Source organism: Actinoplanes sp. CA-142083 (assembly GCF_050942195.1).
GTDB lineage: Bacteria > Actinomycetota > Actinomycetes > Mycobacteriales > Micromonosporaceae > Actinoplanes.
On the sequence record NZ_CP192076.1, the window covers coordinates 4338966 to 4353985 of the forward strand.

At 70.1% G+C, this 15020-nt stretch carries 13 protein-coding genes; 5 read left to right on the plus strand and 8 right to left on the minus strand.

Translation table 11 applies throughout. The features are described 5' to 3' along the window. Nucleotides 1-32: 32 nt before the first annotated feature. Genes ACQPZX_RS19885 through ACQPZX_RS19905 form a run of 5 tightly spaced genes read right to left on the minus strand, consistent with a single transcriptional unit; the run spans nt 33 to nt 6669 of the window. Complete coding sequence (locus ACQPZX_RS19885) at nt 33-1169, minus strand: Gfo/Idh/MocA family protein (RefSeq protein WP_433382906.1); 1137 nt, start codon at nt 1167-1169, stop codon at nt 33-35. Continuing rightward, entirely contained in the window at nt 1166-2641 is a 1476-nt protein-coding gene (locus ACQPZX_RS19890; protein ID WP_433382908.1) for a mannitol dehydrogenase family protein, read from the minus strand. Before ACQPZX_RS19890 ends, ACQPZX_RS19885 begins: the two co-directional genes overlap by 4 nt. After that, nucleotides 2638-3906 carry an enolase C-terminal domain-like protein gene (locus ACQPZX_RS19895; protein WP_433382910.1) on the minus strand — a complete coding sequence of 423 codons (1269 nt, stop codon included), beginning with the start codon at nt 3904-3906 and terminating at the stop codon, nt 2638-2640. The genes ACQPZX_RS19890 and ACQPZX_RS19895 overlap by 4 nt, the downstream gene beginning before the upstream one ends. After that, a complete protein-coding gene (gene uxaC / locus ACQPZX_RS19900; protein WP_433382912.1) occupies nt 3903-5327 on the minus strand; it encodes a glucuronate isomerase in 1425 nt (474 codons plus the stop codon). The genes ACQPZX_RS19895 and uxaC overlap by 4 nt, the downstream gene beginning before the upstream one ends. Before the next feature lie 7 nt (nt 5328-5334). Further along, complete coding sequence (locus ACQPZX_RS19905) at nt 5335-6669, minus strand: Gfo/Idh/MocA family protein (protein WP_433382914.1); 1335 nt, start codon at nt 6667-6669, stop codon at nt 5335-5337. A 231-nt stretch (nt 6670-6900) separates the two neighbouring features. On the opposite strand from ACQPZX_RS19905, the gene ACQPZX_RS19910 reads away from it, so the two are divergent. Genes ACQPZX_RS19910 through ACQPZX_RS19930 form a run of 5 tightly spaced genes read left to right on the plus strand, consistent with a single transcriptional unit; the run spans nt 6901 to nt 11717 of the window. Continuing rightward, nucleotides 6901-7935 carry a LacI family DNA-binding transcriptional regulator gene (locus ACQPZX_RS19910; RefSeq protein WP_433382916.1) on the plus strand — a complete coding sequence of 345 codons (1035 nt, stop codon included), beginning with the start codon at nt 6901-6903 and terminating at the stop codon, nt 7933-7935. Between the two features lie 16 nt (nt 7936-7951). Continuing rightward, nucleotides 7952-9295 carry an ABC transporter substrate-binding protein gene (locus ACQPZX_RS19915; RefSeq protein ID WP_433382918.1) on the plus strand — a complete coding sequence of 448 codons (1344 nt, stop codon included), beginning with the start codon at nt 7952-7954 and terminating at the stop codon, nt 9293-9295. Between the two features lie 28 nt (nt 9296-9323). Beyond that, a complete protein-coding gene (locus ACQPZX_RS19920) occupies nt 9324-10292 on the plus strand; it encodes a carbohydrate ABC transporter permease (RefSeq protein ID WP_433382920.1) in 969 nt (322 codons plus the stop codon). Continuing rightward, nucleotides 10292-11128, plus strand: a complete 837-nt coding sequence (locus ACQPZX_RS19925) for a carbohydrate ABC transporter permease (protein WP_433382922.1) — start codon at nt 10292-10294, stop codon at nt 11126-11128. Before ACQPZX_RS19920 ends, ACQPZX_RS19925 begins: the two co-directional genes overlap by 1 nt. Nucleotides 11129-11132: 4 nt before the next feature. Beyond that, entirely contained in the window at nt 11133-11717 is a 585-nt protein-coding gene (locus tag ACQPZX_RS19930; protein ID WP_433382924.1) for a hypothetical protein, read from the plus strand. A gap of 299 nt (nt 11718-12016) precedes the next feature. Here ACQPZX_RS19930 and ACQPZX_RS19935 read toward each other — a convergent pair whose 3' ends face one another. From ACQPZX_RS19935 to ACQPZX_RS19945, 3 genes are all read right to left on the minus strand, one after another. Next, a complete protein-coding gene (locus tag ACQPZX_RS19935; RefSeq protein ID WP_433382926.1) occupies nt 12017-12592 on the minus strand; it encodes a hypothetical protein in 576 nt (191 codons plus the stop codon). Nucleotides 12593-12772: 180 nt separating this feature from the next. Beyond that, complete coding sequence (locus ACQPZX_RS19940; RefSeq protein WP_433382928.1) at nt 12773-13777, minus strand: sugar phosphate isomerase/epimerase family protein; 1005 nt, start codon at nt 13775-13777, stop codon at nt 12773-12775. 10 nt (nt 13778-13787) lie between these two features. Continuing rightward, a complete protein-coding gene (locus ACQPZX_RS19945) occupies nt 13788-14957 on the minus strand; it encodes a Gfo/Idh/MocA family protein (protein ID WP_433382930.1) in 1170 nt (389 codons plus the stop codon). Nucleotides 14958-15020: the final 63 nt, after the last annotated feature.

Below are 15020 nucleotides of genomic sequence, written 5' to 3' on the forward strand. Positions count from 1 at the left end.
CGCATGCACACCCGTCGATGCTTAGGGAGGGTCTAAGTCACCGGCAGCCGCTTCGTGAAGGGCGGCACCGCCCACGGCACACCCATCTCCGAGGGCAGCGCCATCGTCGAGACCACCTTGCGCAGCAGGTCGTTGACGCCGGGGATGGTGCGTGTCGGGCCCTCGATGACCACCGCCGAGTCGTCGAGCAGGTGCGGCGGCGGCACGTCGGGGACCGTGAGCGCCTCCAGCACCGCGGTGAAGTCGGCCGTCACCGCGAGCGGCACGAGCAGCGGCGTGCCGTTCTCGCGGTGGTCGACCAGGTTGGTGAGCAGGTCGGCCCGGCCCTCGACCTTGCGCATCTCGGCGTCGCCGGGCAGCGCGAGCCGGTCGGTCGGATACTCCAGGACGGCGCGTCCGCCCGGGCCGCGGGCGGCGATCTCGCCGGCAATGAAGTCCTCGCCGGCCAAGGTCACCGCGATCACGATCGACAGCCCGCCGTCGAAGGTGATCCGCGCGAACGCCGTGTCCTCCACCTCGATGGGCCGCACCCGGTAGCGCTCGGCGACCAGCTGCCGCGGCCGGCCCGCACCCACCGCCTGTGCGCTGGCGAGCGTCTGCATGACGGCGTGTGCGAGCGGATTGACCAGCGCTCCGTCGATGACGGGCCGACCGCTCACGATCCGTTTGCCCGCCCAGGGTGACCGTGCGTAGTAGACGTCGTCCCGCTGCCACGAGGCGGTGGCCGTGATCCCGTCGAGCTTCCCGAGCCGGGGCAGCGCGTCCCGGAACTCCCGCCAGGACTGCGAGCCGAGCGCCTGGAACCCGACCTGGCAGGCACGCCCGGCAGCCCCGAGCGAGGCGGCGAGCGTGTGATGCGCCGCCAGCGACGCCACGGGCGGCTTCTCCAGCAGCAGATCGCACCCGGCCGCGATGGCGTCGAGCGCGATCGGCAAATGCGTGTGCGGCGGCGTGCAGATCACCACCACGTCGGGGCTGGTCTCGGCGAGCAACTCGCGGTGATCTTCGAAGATCAGGACCCCGTCCCGTACGGGTGGGTCCGGCTCGAGCGGCCGCACATCGGCAAGACCCACCAGCCGTACGCGTCCCGCCTGCTCGATCTCCGCGATCCGCCGCCGATGCCACCGGCCGTGCCCGTTGGCCCCGATCAACGCCACCGTGGTCGTCATGTCTCCGACGCCTCCATCCCGGCCAGGGTCGCCTTGACGCCGTGCTTGTCGAAGGCGGTCAGCCACTCGACGAGTAGCTCGCGGACCGTGTCGTCGCCGGAGAGCTCGGGCGCGAAGACCGTGTCGAGGCCCAGCAGCGCCTCCACGACGCCGGCCGGAGTGCCGGGCGCCGCCGCGAGCCGGGCCCGGATGCGGGTGGCGAGCGGGTCGTCGAGGGGGAGTGCCCGCCCGTCGTCGGAGAGGCCGCCGGCGTAGCGCATCCACGCGGCGACCACCATGATCCCCCAGCGGGGCGTGGCGCCGGCCGCCCGCCGGTCGATGATCGTGTGCAGGACCCGCTGCGGCAGCTTCTGCGAGCCGTCCGTGGCCACCTGCACCGTGCGGTACTCGATCGCGGGGTTGGCGAAGCGGTGCAGCACCTCCTCGCCGTACGCGATGGTCTCGACGCCCGGCGGCGGCGTGAAGCTCGGCGCGATGTCCTCGGCGATGAATCGCCGCACCATGGCGGCCATCCCGGGCAGCGTGAGCGATTCGGCTATGGTCTCGCGCCCGGCGAGGGCGCCGAGGTAGGCGATCGCCGAGTGCACCCCGTTGAGACTGCGCAGCTTGAGCCGTTCCCAGGGCCGCGGGTCGCCGGTGAGCACCGCCCCGGCCTTCTCCCACGCCGGCCGCCCGGCCGGGAAGTCGTCCTCGATCACCCACGCGTAGTACGGCTCGCCGCTCACCGCCGCCTCGTCGCGGACGCCCAGGGCGCGGCGCGCGACGGCGAAGGTCTCGGCGGTGCTGGCCGGCACGATCCGGTCGACCATCGTGCCGGGGAACGTGACGTTGCCGGCCACCCAGTCGGTCAGCGAGGTGGCGGCGGCCAGGTAGTCGACCAGGCCACGCAGCCGGTGCCCGTTGGCCGGCAGGTTGTCGCAGCTGACCAGCGCGATCGGGCCGGCGTCGGCGCGCCGGCGGGCGGCGAGGCCACGGATGAGCAGGCCGGGAACGGTGCGCGGGGGCCGGTCGCTCTCCAGGTCGCCGCGCAGCTCGTCGTCGAGCAGGAGCCGCCCGGTCGCGGGGTCGAGGCGGTAGGCCTTCTCGGTCACGGTGAGCGTGACCATCCGGATGGCCGGGTCGGCGATCAGGGCGACCACCGCGTCGGGGTCGCTCGCGGCGTGCCGCACGCCGGCGAGGGCGCCGATCACGCGGGTGGAGAGGCCCTCGGCGGCGAGCGTGGTGACGCTGTAAAGGTTGTCCTGCGCGCGTACCGCGTCGAACACGGTGACCGAGCGGGGCGCGACGCCGATGATGCCCCAGTCGCCGCCGGCCGCCGCCATCGCGTCCTCGGTGAAGACCGCCTGGTGGGCCCGGTGGAACGCGCCGAGGCCGAGGTGGACGATGCCGGCGCCGGCGTCCCCGGGCGTGATCCGGGGGCGCGACGCGGCGGGGACACGGCCGAGAGTGGAGAGGCCCAGGAGATCGCTCATTTCCAGGCCCGCCCGTCCGGGAAGCGGAACTCGGCGATCGACTCCGGCTTGAGGTCCGAGCTGTAACCGGGCTGCTCCGGCACCAAATAGCGCCCGTCGCGTGTCCGTACGGGATCCTCGAAATGCTCGTGCAGGTGGTCGACGTATTCGACCATCCGGCCGTCGAGCGACGTGCCGACCCGCAGGAAGTCGAAGATCGCCAGGTGCTGGACCAGCTCGCAGAGGCCGACCCCGCCGGCGTGCGGGCAGACCGGCACCCCGAACTTCGCTGCCAGCAGCAGCTCGGCGAGGACCTCGGGGATGCCCGCGACCCGGCAGGCGTCGATCTGCATCACCCGGATCGCGTCCGCCTGCAGCAGCTGCTTGAAGATGACCCGGTTGGCGGCGACCTCGCCGGTGGCGACCCGGATCGGGGCGACGGCCTGCTGGACGCGCGCGTGGCCGAGCACGTCGTCGGGGTGGGTGGGCTCCTCGATCCAGTACGGGTCGGACTCGGCCAGGCGGGCCATGTTGGCGATCGCCTCGTCGACGCCCCACACCTGGTTGGCGTCCATCATGAGCAGCGCGTCCGGCCCGATCTCGTCGCGGATGATCCGGGCCCGGCGGACGTCGTCCTCGATCGGGCCGCCGACCTTCATCTTCATGGCCCGCCAGCCCTGCGCGTAGGCCTCCCGGGTCAGCGCCCGCACCTTGTCGTCGGGGTAGCCGAGCCAGCCCACGCTGGTCGTGTACGACGGGAAGCCCTCCACGCGGAGCTGGGCGAGCCGGTCCTCGAGCCCGGCCCGGCCCTTGTCGAGGATCGCGGCCGCGTCCTCGGGAGTGAGCGCGTCGTCGATGTGCCGGAAGTCGACGCGGGCGACCAGCTCGGCGGTGGGCATCTCGGCGAGCAGCTGCCACATCGGCTTGCCGGCGAGCTTGGCCCGCAGGTCCCAGACGGCGTTGAGGATCGCGCCGGTGGCCATGTGGATGACGCCCTTCTCGGGCCCGAGCCATCGCAGCTGCACGTCGGCGGTGAGGTCGCGCAGCCGTACCTCCTCCGGCGAGCGGCCGACCACGTGGTGGGCGAGCGCTTCGACCGCGGCGCAGGTGATCTCGTTGCCGCGCCCGTTGGTGAAGGTGAATCCGGTGCCGGTCGGTCCGCCCTCGGTGGCGAGCTCGACGTAGGTGGCCGAGTAGTCGCCCCGGTTGATCGCGTCCGAGCCGTCCCCGGCGGCGGCGGTCGGAAACCGTACGTCATGGACCCTCAAGCTTTTGATCTTGGTCATTTCGCCGCCTTGTCCAGCCGGAAGATGCGCTTCGGGAGGTGGTAGGCGAGGTCGGCCATGGTCTCGGCCGCCTCGTCCATCGGGAGCCGGTCCTGCACCACCAGCGACGCCAGGTAGGCGGCGTCGACGCGGCGGGAGACGTCGTGCCGCACCGGGATCGAGCAGAACGCCCGGGTGTCGTCGACGAAGCCGGCCGTGTTGTAGAAGCCCGCCGCGTCGGTGACCGCCTCGCGGAAACGGCGCATCGCGTCCGGCGTGTCCAGGAACCACCACGGCGCGCCGAGATAGAGCGCCGGGTAGCCGCCGGCCAGCGGGGCCAGCTCACGGCTGAAGGTGTACTCGTCGAGCGTGTACACCACCACGCGCAGGCGCGAATCCATCCCGTACGTGTCAAGCAGCGGTTTCAAAGCGTGCACGTAATCGGTTGCCTGTGGGATGTCGCCGCCCACGTCCTTGCCGTGCGTGGCGTAGAGCCTGTGGTTGTGGTCCCGCACGGCGCCCGGATGCACCTGCATGACCAGGCCGTCGTCGATCGACATGCGCGCGAACTCGAGCAGCATGTGCCCGCGGAACGTCTCGGCATCCGCCGGTGTCGCCTCGCCGAGGAGTCCTCGCTCGTAGATCGCGGCCGCGTCTTCCTTCTCGATCTGCGACGTGCGGGCGGTCGGGTGCCCATGGTCGGAGCAGGTGGTGCCGGCCGCGATGAACGCCTCCCGGCGCCGTTGGAGCGCGGCCAGATATCCGGCGTAATTCCCCGTGTCCTCGCCGGCGAGCTCGCCCAGCCGCCCGATGCTCTCCCGCCAGTCCTCGCGGTCGAGGTCGACGACGTTGTCCGGCCGGAACGTCGAGATCACCCGGCCGCCGGGACCGCCCCAGCCGTCGGCGGCCAGCTTGGCGTGCTGCGCGAGGTCGTCGGTCGGGGACTCGGTGGTGGCCAGGACCTCGATGCCGAACCGCTCGAACAGCGCCCGCGGCCGGAACTCGGGCTCGGCGAGGCGAGCGGCGATCGCGTCGTAGACCTCGTCGGCGGTGTCCCGGCGCAGCGGGGTCTCGACGCCGAAGACGGTCTGGAAGGTGCGCTCGAGCCACAGCCGGGACGGGGTGCCGCGGAACAGGTGCCAGTTGTCGGCCAGCAGCCTCCAGATCACCCGGGGGTCGGACTCGACCGGGCCGCCGTCGCGCCGCGGGACGCCCAGCCGGTCGGGCGGGATGCCCTGGCTCAGCAGCATCCGCGTCACGTAGTGGTCGGGCACGATCAGCAGCCGCGCCGGATCGGGGAACGGCTCGTCGTCGGCCAGCAGGCGCGGGTCGACGTGGCCGTGCGGGCTGATCAGCGGCAGGTCACGAGCGGTGGCATAGAGCTCGCGGGCGACCTGGGCGTGGCGCGGGTCGATGGCGAACGTCGGGTCTGTCACGGTCACCTCTGATTTATTTGGTGAGATCGATCAGGTCGGAGACGCGCACCCGCTCGCCGGTCTGCAGGGAGCGGTTGGCGGCGAGGCCGGTGAGCAGCGCCAGGGCGCCGTCGCGGGCGGTCGCGGAGCGGTGCATGGGGTCGGTCTGGCCGCCCAGGAGGACGGCGGTCATGCGGGTGTCGGCGCCGCCGTGTCCCTCGCGGTTGTGCGGTTGCAGTTCGACCGCGTACGGCGGCGCCCAGTACGGCCGGATGGTCAGCGTGACGCCGCCGCGCTCGGGAGCGGCCTTGGTGCCGTGCACGGCCGCGCCCTTGAGCTCGCCGGCCGACGCGGGGCTGACGTGGTCGCTCTCGACGACCTCCAGCTCGAGCCGCCCCTTGCTTCCGTTGACCATGAGCCGGTAGCCCTCCCACGGCGCGTACGCGGTGAGGTGGTAGGTCATGGTCGCGCCGGTGTCGTAGCGGACCAGCACCGCCATGTCGTCCTCGATCGTCACGCCGGGAGCGAACACGTTCTGGTCGCGGTGGTAGCCGTCCTCGGCCTCGGCGTCGAGGTAGAGCTCGCGCAGCCGCGGGTTGTCTTCGAGATGCAAGGCGAACGGGTCGTCCTGGGCCTCGGGGCTGCCGTGCACCCGGTCGTAGTCGCGGGCGTAGCCGTGCCGTTTGCCGTTCTCCCCATAGAAGAACAGACGGCCTGACGCGTACGCCTCGACCGGCGCCGCGCCGAGCCACCAGTTGACCAGGTCGAAGTGGTGGCCGGACTTGTGCACGAGCAGGCCGCCCGAGTTGGCCTTGTCGCGGTGCCAGCGGCGGAAGTAGTCGGCGCCGTGCCGCACGTCGAGCAGCCACTCGAAGTGGACCGAGCCGATCTCGCCGATCTCGCCGCCGGCCAGCAGCGTGCGGACCATCTCATGCACCGGGTTGAACCGGTAGTTGAAGGCGACCTGCACCTTTTGGCCCGCATGCCGCTGCGCGCTTTCGGCTTCGAGGATGCGCCGGGCGCTCTCGGCGTCGACCGTCATCGGCTTCTCGGTGATGACGTCGCAGCCGGCCTCGAGCGCGGTGACGATGTGCCCGGCGTGGGTGCTGTCGACGCTGGTGACGATCAGCTCGTCGACCTCGTGCTTCGCCAGCATGGCGGCCAGGTCGCCGGCCTGGTGGGTGGGCACCGGATCGTGCCCGGCGGCCGTCAGCCAGCGGTTGTGCGCGTCCATCCGGGACTGGTTGACGTCGGCCAGCGCGACCAGCTCGGCGGTCTCGGCGTGGTTCCTGGTGAGGGCCTGGACGAACATCTCGGCGCGAGCGCCGGCGCCGATCAGGGCGAAGCGGCGACGGTTGTCTGGTGGCATGTGCCCTCCCGGCCGACTTTCCTGCAAAGGTTTGCAGCGAAGTTAGGCATCTCGATGCGGTCGAGTCAATGACCTCGCGGCCGATTGTCCGGTTTTGTCGGAAGGTAAGCGCGTACCTCATGCCCGTCTGCAATCTTTATGCAACACAAGAACATTGACACCCGTGCAACCGCTTGCATTAATTGTGGTCGTCAGTGACCGTCGCCACACGCCGCTTCGGGAGGTCAGAGCGTGTCCGTCACCATTCGCGATGTCGCCCGCGCGTCCGGCGTGCACATCTCCACGGTGTCCCGCACGTTCTCGGCCCCGCACCTCGTCAACCCCAACACCCGCAGCCGGGTGCTGGCCTGCGCCGAGGAGCTGGGCTACCGGCCCAACCGGGCGGCCCGCGCCCTGATCACCGGCCGGACGTACAACATCGGCCTGATCGTCGCGGACATCGCCAACCCGTTCTTCCCCCCGCTGATCAAGGCCGCCGAGAGCCAGGCCCGCAAGCACGACCACCACATCTTCGTCGCCGACACCAACGAGGACCCGGCGCTCGAGGAAGAGGTGGTCCGGGCCCTGGCCAAACAGGTCGACGGCGTCCTGATCTGCAGCCCCCGCATGAACAACGCGCTGATCGAGCAGCTCAGTCGCGAGGTTCCGCTGGTCGTCGTCAACCGCCAGATCGCCGGCATCCCCGCCGTCGTGATGGACGTGGCACAGGGCGGCCGGCTCGCCGTCGAACACCTGACATCGCTGGGACACCGCAACATCGCACTGCTCAGCGGCCCGCGCGGCTCGTGGACCAGCCGGGAGATCCGGCGCTCCGCGACCGCCACGGCCCGGGCCGGCCACGCCGAGCTCACCGTCATCGGGCCCAACCCGCCCACCGAGGTCGGCGGTCTCACCGTCGCCGAGGACGTGCTGCGGGCCGGCGCCACCGCCGTGCTCGCCTACAACGACCTGATGGCGATCGGCCTCATCGAGGGGCTGCTCTCCGCGGGGGCGCGGGTGCCCGAGGACGTCAGCGTCGTCGGAATAGACGACATCATGCTCAGCCGGCTCACCCGACCGAAGCTGACCACGGTGGCGACACCCACCGCCGCCGCGGGTCGGGCGGCCGTCGACATGCTGCTCGCGCATGGCGACGACCGCCGTTCCACAGCACACCTACACCTGCAGACCGAATTGGTCATTCGCGACTCGACGGGGAAGGGCCCGGGTCCGCACAGCCCTGCGGACCCGGGCGGCGTGAACGTCCCCGGAGGTGTCGCCTCCTAAAAAGGAGCCAACCGTCATGGAACCCTTCACGAGGAGCGCCACGCCCGATCAACCTACCCCGGCGTTCCGCCCGTCACGCCGCCGACTGCTCGCCGCCGCGCTGGTCCTGCCCCTGGCCCTCGGGGCGGCGGCCTGCGGCGGGGACGACGACTCCGGCGGCAACGGGAGCAACGACAAGGTCGAGCTCTCCATCTTCTGGTGGGGCGCGGACAAGCGCGCCGAGCTCACCGAGAAGGCGCTGGACCTCTACACCCAGAAGCACCCGAACGTGACGTTCAAGAAGACCTGGCAAGCCAACCAGGGCTACTACGACAAGCTGGCCACCCTCACGGCCGGCGGCAACGCGCCCGACATCTTCCAGATCGACGACAACGCGATCTCGGAGTACGCGGGCCGCGGCGTCACGCTCGACCTCACCCCGTACAGCTCGAACGGCAAGCTCGACGTCAGCAAGTTCCCGAAGAGCCTCAAGGAGTACGGCGAGGTCGACGGCAAGCTGTCCGGCGTCGCCATGGGCGAGAACACGCAGGGCCTGGTCTACGACAAGACCCTGATCGACAAGTACAAGCTGCCCGCGCCCACCACGGGCATGAGCTGGGACGACTTCATCAAATGGGCGGCGACGGTCTCCAAGGCCTCCAAGGTGCCCGGCACCCAGGACCCCAGCGCCATCTACCAGGCCCTCTGGGTCTACCTGCGGCAGAACGGCAAGGACCTGTACAAGGGCAACCAGATCGCCTTCGACGAAGCCGACATCGCCAAGTGGTTCACGATGTGGAAGAACGCCGGCACGACCGGGGCCACCCCGACGCCGGACGTCATCCACGAGGGCAACGACTCCAGCGTCAGCAAGCAGCTGGTGGTGACCGGCAAGGCGGGCACCTCCTGGGTCTGGACCAACCAGATGCCGGAACTGAAGAAGAACACCAAGAGCGAGCTCGGCCTCATCGCGTACCCCGGTGACACGAGCGCCCAGTGGGCCCGCGCCTCGCTGTACTTCTCGGTGTTCCGCGGCAGCCCGCACAAGGACGCGGCGGTCGACGTGGTCAACTTCCTGGCCAACGACCCCGAGGCCGGCAAGATCCTCGGCACCGACCGGGGCCTGCCGCCCAACCTCGACGTCCGCAAGCAGGTCGAGGCGACGGTGACCGATCCCAACATGAAGCAGACCATCGAGGTCCAGAACGAGCTCGGCACCAAGTTCGGCCCGACCACGCCGAGCGTCCCGCCGAAGGGACACAGCAAGGTCAAGACCGAGCTGATCCGGATCGCCGAGGAAGTGACGTACGGACGCCAGACCCCCGAGGCGGGCGCCACGGCGTTCGTCACCGCCGCCAAGGCGGCCATCGGGCAGAGTTAGAGGAACCCTTTCCGTGACGATGGCTCAGATGCCGGTCCGTCCGACCGAGCCCGTGCCCCCGGTCCCCGCCGCTCAGCGGCGGGGCCGGGCGGCCCGCCGGCGCCGCCGGGAGGACCTGGCCGGTTACGTTTTTCTCTCCCCATGGCTGCTCGGGCTGCTGGGGATCACCGCGATCCCGATGCTGATCTCGCTGTACCTCAGCTTCACCGACTACAGCCCGCTGATCTCGGTGACCGAGGCGCAGTGGGTCGGCCTCGACAACTACCGGCGGATGTTCACCGCCGACCCCTCCTACTGGCACGCCGTACGCGTCACGGTCACCTTCGCCGTGGTCGCGGTGCCGCTCAAGCTCGCCGCCGCCCTCGGCGTGGCGATGCTGCTCAACAGGGCCATGCGCGGCATCGCGCTGTTCCGCGGCCTGTTCTACCTGCCGTCGCTGCTCGGCGGCAGCGTGGCGCTGGCCATCGTGTGGCGCAGCATGTTCAACCGGGAAGGCGCCTTCAACCAGTTCCTGTCGTTCTTCGGCATCCAGGGCCACGCCTGGGTGAACGACCCGACCTGGGCGCTGCCCACCCTGATGCTGCTGGCCATCTGGCAGTTCGGCGCCCCGATGGTGATCTTCCTGGCCGGCCTCAAACAGGTCCCGACCGAGCTGTACGAGGCGGCGTCGGTGGACGGCGCCGGGGCGTGGCGCAAGTTCTCACACATCACGCTGCCGATGCTGTCCCCGGTCATCTTCTTCAACCTGGTGCTGGAGACGATCCACGGCTTCCAGGGCTTCACGTCGGCGTTCGTGCTCAGCAACGGCACCGGCGGCCCGGTTGACTCCACGCTCATGTACACGCTGCACCTCTACAACGCGGGCTTCGTCGAGCTGAACATGGGATACGCCTCCGCGATGGCGTGGGTGTTCCTGCTGGTGGTCGGCGCGATCACCGTGGTGCTGTTCAACACCGGCCGGTTCTGGGTGCACTACTCCGACTCCGAGGAGCGGTGATGCGCTCTAAGCAGATACTGCGCCTGCTGGTCCTGATCGTCATCCTGGCGGCCGTTCTCTACCCGCTGTTCTGGATGATCGGCACGTCGTTCAAGTCGCAGGAGGAGATCGCCAGCAACATCGGCCTGTTCCCCGAGAACTTCACCCCGCACAACTTCGTGGAGGGCTGGAACAAGTTCGACGAGCCGTTCGGCCGCTTCTTCCTGAACAGCGCGCTGGTGGCCTCCCTGACGGTGGTCGGCAACACGGTGTCCTGCCTGCTGGCCGCGTACGCCCTGGGCCGCCTGCGCTTCCGCCTGCGCGGCTTCTGGTTCGCGATCATGATCGGCACCCTGCTCCTACCCGGCCACGTCCTGATCATCCCGCAGTACATCCTGTTCCGGACCCTGGGCTGGGTGGGCGGCGACTTCCCGTACCTGCCGCTGCTGGTGCCGCACTTCCTGGCAACCGAGGCGTTCTTCGTCTTCCTGATGGTCCAGTTCATGCGAGGCATCCCCAGGGAGCTGGACGAGGCGGCGGTCATCGACGGCGCCAGCTCGTACAGCGTCTTCCGCCACGTGGTGCTCCCACTGAGCCGTCCGGCCCTGGTAACCACGGCGATCTTCTCGTTCATCTGGACCTGGAACGACTTCTTCCGCCAGCTGGTGTACTTGTCGGACCTCAAGGACTACACCGCGCCGGTGGCGCTGACCCTGTTCATCGACTCGACAAGCGAAAGCTCGGTCGGCCCGATGTTCGCCATGTCCCTGCTCTCGTTGGTGCCGGTCTTCCTCTTCTTCGTGGCCTTCCAGCGGCTGCTGGTAGAGGGCATCAACACCAGCGGCCTGAAGGGTTGACGCCATGCCCCACGACTGGCGAGACTCCCTGCGCCTGGCCGCCGACCTGGCCTTGCTGGGCATAGTCGTGACGCTGCTGTCGCTCCCGCTGCTCACAGCGGGGGCGGCGGTGGCCACCGGCAGCCACGCCATCCGCCACCTGATCACCCACGGCAGGTGGCCCGAGCTGACCGACTGCTGGGCGGTCTTCCGCACCCGCCTGGTCCCCGGCCTGATAGCGGGCCCCGCCGTGCTGGCAGGCGCGACCTTGGTGGCCCTGGACATCGCAGGCCTACGCCGCGGCGCCGTCCCCGGCGGAGGGCCGGCCCTGGTCATGGTCCTGACCGCCGCGGCCCTGGTAGCCGGTTACGTAGCCCTGGTAGCGGTACAAGCCGGCACAAGCGGGGGACGCGCCGCCCGCGAGGCCTTGACCCTGGCCCTGACCCGCCCGCTCACCGCAGTAGCCGCCGCGGCGGTGCTGGCGGTGGCCGTCCTGCTGGCCACCTTGGTGCACCCCGCCCTCGTGCCGGTGCTGGCGGGTTACGTGCTTTTCGCCCTGCACGTCGTCACCCCAAAGGCAGCCGGCCACCCCCTCGTCCCAACGGCCTAGGGCCGCGAAGACTAGCCACCCCTCCGACGGCGTAGGGCCGCGGGGACCGGCCACCCCCTCTTCCCACGGCGTGGGGCTGCGGAGGCTGGCCACTCTCGCACGGCGTGGGGCTGCGGAGGCTGGCCACTCTCGCACGCTGACGCGCGAAGACCGGCCGCCTTCTCACCCCGACGGCGTAGCGGCCGCGGGGACCGGCCGCCCGTGCCCGCCGCGGCGTGTCGGCCGCAGAGCGGAGTCCCTGCCCCCGGCGGCGTAGCGGCCGCCGGGGACTCGTTCTCGCATCCCGCCGTTTTCCCGGCTTATCTGCAAGCGCGGGGGAGGCTCGCGCCTTTTCGGTCCGATTTATTGCGATGCCGCCCGCCGCCCGATTGGCAGCGCTCGTCCAGCATTTCGGCACCTTCGCAGGTGCCGATTTCTTCAATTCCTGCAGGCGTCCCACGAAGGCCTCCGGAAAGCTGTCTTTTGCCGCCAGAATCCGGTGCAAGAAATGCGTGTGAGGGATGCCGCTCCTTCACCGAATCGTGGCCCTGCGCCGGTTGGGCGGTTGCGGTTGCCGTTGCCGTTGCCGTTGCCGTTGCCATTGCCGTTTCCATTTCCGTTACGGTCGCGGTCGCCGCCGCTGGCGGAGCCGACGGCTGGTCTCGTCGGGCCGGCGCCGTCGGAGCCGTCGTCGGCGCCGCCGTCGGCGGCGGCTCGTCCGCCTTGCCGGCTTGCAGGCGGCGGAGCTTTTCAGCGTGCCGCTGGGCAAGCCCCCACGCGCGATGCCGTGCATGCTCCTGGCGAAATCTCTCTGCTTCTGCGGAATAACGACGCGACAGGGTGCGATCACGCATTCCTGTCACCTGGGACCTGGTAAAGAACTGTAGCTGCTGCACCCTGAAATTCTCCCACCTCAGCAAGCCGAGCGGTAAGCCCAGAATTGCGTTCGATCATGCCAATCCCGCTTTAATTAATGGTGGCTGGGTGCTGCCCGATATGCACGACTGACGAAATCACCGCGACCAGGCACGCGCCTGGCGCGGTGACCGCACCGCGACGGCTCGTCTGCCGGGACGTCAGTGGACGCCGGCTGTCCTTGCGGCGGCGAGGAGGTTCTCGGCGGCCTGGCGCAGGCCCTCGACCTGGTCGAGCTCGGTGTCCTCGTGCTCGATGTTCACGGCCATGTCGGGGTCGATCGCGTGCAGGGCGCGCAGGAACGGCGCCCAGAACTCCTCGCCGTGGCCGCGGCCCACGGCCACGAACTGCCATGACGGGCTCGACGGCCACTGGTTGAGCGTGTTGCGGCCGCCCAGGTTGAGGGGGTTGCGGTCGGCGGGCGTACGGGTGAATCGGTCGTCCAGGACGCCGTAGAGGCGGGCGTTCTCCTCGTTGATCCGGGTGTCCTTGGCGGCGGCGTGGAAGACCAGCTCGCCGAGGTATTCGACGGCGGCGACCGGGTCGATGCGCTGCCAGAACAGGTGGCTCGGGTCCATCTCGGCGCCGATGTGGGTGGCGCGGGTCTTCTCTACCAGCCGCTCGAGCGTCGGCGGGTTGAAGACCAGGTTGTGCGGGTGCATCTCGATGCACACCTTGACGTCGGCGTCGGCGGCGCGGGCCTGGATGTCGGCCCAGAACGGGATGGCAACGTCGTTCCACTGGTGGTCGAGCACGTCGAGCCACTGGCTGTCCCACGGGTTGACCACCCAGTTGGCGGCGGTGGCGCCGGGATGGCCGCCGGGCAGGCCGGACATGGTGACCACCCGCTTGACGCCGAGCAGCGCGGCCAGCTCGATCGTGCGGCGCAGGTCGGCCGCGTGGCGGGGGCCGACCAGCGGGTCGGGGTTGAGCGGGTTGCCGTTGACGTTGAGCCCGGTCAGCGTGATGCCGGCCTGGGCGAAACGGCCCAGATAGTCCTCCCGGGCGGCTCGGCTGGACAGCAGGTCGTCGATCGGGATGTGCGGCGCCGCGATGAAGCCGCCGGTGTTGATCTCGGCGCTGGTCAGGCCCAGCTCACCGAGGATCTTGAGGGTCTCGTCTAGGGGACGGTCGTGCAGGCAGGCGGTGTACGCGCCGAGTTTCATGGGGAACTCCTCAGAGCTGGACGGGCTTGTCGGCGGCGGACACGACCGCCTCGAGGACGCGCAGGTTGTGCAGGCCGTGGGCCATGTCGGGGCAGGGCGGCAGGGTGACCGCGCCGGCGATCTGGTCGAGGAACGCGCGGGCCTGGTAGATGAAGAAGTCGTTCTGCCCGTGGCCGACGGTGGGGAAGTCCATCGGGAGGCCCCGCGCGATGTAGGGATGCCAGGGTCCGATGAAGACCGTGCGGGCGCCGTTCACCTCGGCCGCGGGCCCGCCGTCGGTGATCGTGAACTCGGCCGGGCGGGTGAGGTCGAAGGAAGCCGTGCCGTTCTCGCAGAACAGATCGATCCGCAGCGTGTTGGCGTGGCCGAAGGCGACCCGCGACAGCGAGAACGTGCCGACGGCGCCGGACGAGTAGGAGGTGGTGAACGTGCAGACGTCTTCGTTTTCCACGGGTACGCGCTCGTCGCTCACCTGGACGCCGCCGGCGTGCCCGACGGCCACACCCAATGGGCGGGGCCGGTCGTGCACGAGTGTGGCCATGGTGGTGCCCTGGACGGCGACGGTGTCGCCGCAGAAGAACTCGGCGAGGTCGACCATGTGGCTGCCGATGTCGGCCAGCACGCCGCTGCCAGGGCCGCCCAGATAGCGCCAGCTCATCGGTCGCTGAGGGTCGTAGCCGTAGTCGCACCAGTAGTTGCCGACGAAGTGGCGCACCGGGCCGAGGGCGCCCTCGACCTGCTGCTTGATCGCATTGATCGCGGGGGAACGGCGGAACGTGAAGCCGACCGCGTTGATCTGGTCGGGGGCGGCGGCCGCGGCCTCGACCATGGCCTGGGCGTCGGCGACGGTGGGAGCGAGCGGCTTCTCGCAGAGCACGTGCTTGCCGGCGACGAGGGCGGCCTCGGTGATCTCGCGGTGCAGGCCGTTGGCGACGGCCACGCTGACCGCGTCGACGTCGGGGGACTCGACGACGGCGCGCCAGTCGGTCTCGGCGCGGGCGAAGCCGTAGCGCGCGGCGGCGTCGGCGGCGAACGGCTCGTGCAGGTCGGCGATGGCGACCAGGCGGGGAGCCGGCAGGTCGAGGCCGAAGACGGTGGCGGCGCTGCGATAGGCGTTGGCGTGGGCTCGGCCGACCATGCCGGCCCCGATCACCGCCACGCCGATGGGCGACTGGGTCATGAGGGGACCTCCGGGGAGCGGATCTTTTAAAGCGCTTTAAGTCCCCTGTACTATCTTTGTCGA